Annotated in this window: 3 protein-coding genes; all 3 read left to right on the top strand. The window is 63.8% G+C overall.

What is annotated here, in order from left to right; all coding sequences use genetic code 11:
* A partial coding sequence (locus tag AC1DU6_RS25980) for a UDP-N-acetylglucosamine 2-epimerase (RefSeq protein ID WP_477860640.1) occupies window positions 1-410 on the top strand: 410 nt, incomplete at its 5' end.
* 10 nt (window positions 411-420) lie between these two features.
* Window positions 421-1647 carry a glycosyltransferase family 4 protein gene (locus AC1DU6_RS25975; RefSeq protein ID WP_477860638.1) on the top strand — a complete coding sequence of 409 codons (1227 nt, stop codon included), beginning with the start codon at window positions 421-423 and terminating at the stop codon, window positions 1645-1647.
* Window positions 1644-2798 (top strand): glycosyltransferase family 4 protein, encoded by a 1155-nt coding sequence (locus AC1DU6_RS25970; protein WP_477860636.1) that lies wholly within the window; start codon window positions 1644-1646, stop codon window positions 2796-2798. The genes AC1DU6_RS25975 and AC1DU6_RS25970 overlap by 4 nt, the downstream gene beginning before the upstream one ends.
* Window positions 2799-2831 lie beyond the last annotated feature (33 nt).

Raw genomic sequence — 2831 nt, 5'->3', positions numbered from 1 at the left:
CGCAGAAACGTATCGATGCCGAAGGCATCGTCTTTCATGCTGGCATCAAGCTGATGAAGCCCCTCGGCTTCCTTGACTACGTGCGCCTGCAGACGTCAGCCAAGGCCGTGCTGTCGGACAGCGGGACCATCAACGAGGAGTCGTCGATCCTGAACTTCCCGGCGCTCAATCTGCGCGAGGCGCATGAACGGCCCGAGGGCATGGAGGAAGGCGCCGTCATGATGACCGGCCTGTCCGTCGACCGCGTCCGCCAGGGCCTCGCCATCCTCGACACCCAACCACGCGGCGAAGACCGGGGATTGCGGCTGGTTGACGACTACAGCATGCCCAATGTGTCGGACAAGGTCGTCCGCATCATCCACAGCTATACCGACTACGTGAAGCGTGTCGTCTGGCGCCAATACGAGTGACGGCGGACTGATGCGCGTGCTCGTCGTCAGCCAGTACTTCTGGCCTGAGGTCTTTCGCGTCAATGAGATCGTCTCCGAACTGCGCGCGCGCGGCCACGAGGTGACGGTATTGACCGGGCGGCCCAATTATCCCGGCGGCGACATCTTCCACGACTATGTGGCAGACCCTGGCGCCTTCGCTCAGTATCACGGCGCAGAGGTCTTGCGCCTGCCGCTGCGCCCGCGCAGCAAGGGCTCGATCCGGCTGCTGCTCAACTATTGGAGCTTTGTGTTCTGGGGCTGCCTGCTCGGCCCGTGGAAGCTGCGCGGCAGGCGCTTCGACGCGATCTTCTGTTTCGAGACATCGCCGATCACATCGGCGCTTCCCGCTGTGCTGCTTCGCCGCATCAAGCGTGCGCCGCTGCTGCTCTGGGTGCTCGACCTCTGGCCTGATACGCTGGCAGCGGTCGGGATGGTCAAGAGTGCGCGCGGTCTCGACGCTGTCGGTACTCTGGTGCGCTTCATCTACAAGCGCTGCGATCTGATCCTGGCCCAGTCCAAGGGCTTCTTCCCTGCGATCGAGCGCTGGTCACAAGCGCCGACCAAGAGCCGCTACTTTCCACAATGGGCCGAAGCTATCTTCGACGGCGATTTGAGCGCAGTCGAACCAGCCGCAGAGCTTGCTGCGCACACTGGCGTCTTCAAGATCATGTTCGCCGGCAATCTCGGCGATGCCCAGGACTTTCCGGCACTGTTGGCCGCCTCCGAGGCCACTCGCGAACGCAGCGACATCCACTGGCTCATCGTCGGCGATGGCCGTCAGGCCGACTGGGTGCGTGCTGAGATCATGCGCCGCGGTCTGCAATCCACCGTTTTCATGCTCGGCCGCCACCCCATCGAACGGATGCCGGAGTTCTTCAAGGGCGCCGACGCGCTGCTCGTGTCCCTGAAGGCAGAGCCCATTTTCGCAATGACCATCCCCGGCAAGGTCCAGGCATACCTGGCTGCAGGCAAGCCCCTGCTGGCCATGCTGGACGGCGAGGGCGCGCGGGTCATCACAGAAGCAGGTGCCGGCCTCGTGGCCCCCGCAGGTGATGCGCAGGCCCTGGCGAGCCATGCCCGTGCTTTGGCGTCCATGCCCATTGCCGAGCGCGGTCTGATGGGCCAGCGCGCCAAAGCCTATTGCTGCCGCGAGTTCGACCGCTCCGCGCTGATCTCTCAATTGGAGKCGTGGTTGAACAACGCTGCCCGGCCATGACGGTCAAACCTCGGATCCTCATCCTGGCGCCATTTTTCCTGCCTAGCGAGCAAGGTGGCGGCCTGGTGCGGGCGGTGGACTATCTCGTCCAACATCTGCACGAGGATTTCGAATTCGTCGTGGCGACCAGCAACCATGACCTGCGCGACCACACGCCCTACCCCGAGGCCGCCCGCGCCGCAGCGCGCTCGCAGGCGAAGATCGATATCCGCTACCTGCCTGCACCAGGGCGTTGGCAGACGCTGCGCGCGCTGCTGGCTGAAGGCTTCGATCTCATCTATCTGAACAGCTTCCTGTCACGCGGCTTCTCGCTCACGCCGCTGCTCGCTCGTCGACTGCTGGCCGGCAAGCCGGCGCCCGTGCTGCTCGCGCCACGCGGTGAGTTGATGGCAGGCGCGATGCAGCACAAGCGCCGTCGCAAGCAAGCCTATCTGCAGCTTCTCCGGGCCACCGGTATGTTGCGCGACGTACTCTTCCACGCTACCAGTCTGGAGGAGGCCAGAGAATTGCGGGCCCTGGGATTCACCCGAGTTGGCTTGGCGCCCGATCTGCCGCCCCGCCATCTTCAACAGTTGCAAGCGCTACAGATCGGCCTTGATACCGAGCCGCTGCGCATCGTCTTTGCTGCCCGCATCGACCCGAAGAAGAACCTGTTGGCAGCGTTAGCCGTGCTGAACGCAGTTCATGCGTCCGTGCATCTGGACATCATCGGCCCGATCGGTGACGCCACGTATTGGGCTCAGTGCCAACCCTTGCTCAAGGCACTACCGGCCCACGTCAAGGCAAGGTATCTGGGCGCCCAAACTCATGCCGACCTGCAACGCTCGATGGGTCGCTACGAGCTGTTGCTGCTACCCACCCGCGCTGAGAACAATGGCTACGTCATCCTTGAGGCCTTGCTCGCCGGTTGTGTGCTACTGATCAGCAACGCGACTCCATGGCGCGGCCTCCAGGCGCTAGATATTGGTTGGGATGTTGATGTCGACGACATCGACAGCTTTGCCAAGGCGCTCGATGACTTCGCGCGCATGTCACCAGGGGAGCGGCTTCGCCGGCGCGATTTGGCGCGCCAGTACGGCCTTGGCCGCATGAACGCCGGCGCTGATATCGAGGCCACGCGTCGCCTGCTGCACCAGGCCTGTCAGCCCTAGCCGAATTCGCGCATTCGCCGCACCAACTCGGGC

This window comes from Roseateles sp. P5_B10 (assembly GCF_056400485.1).
Note: the sequence above shows the minus strand (reverse complement) of the source record. Positions and strands in the feature narration are given on the sequence as shown.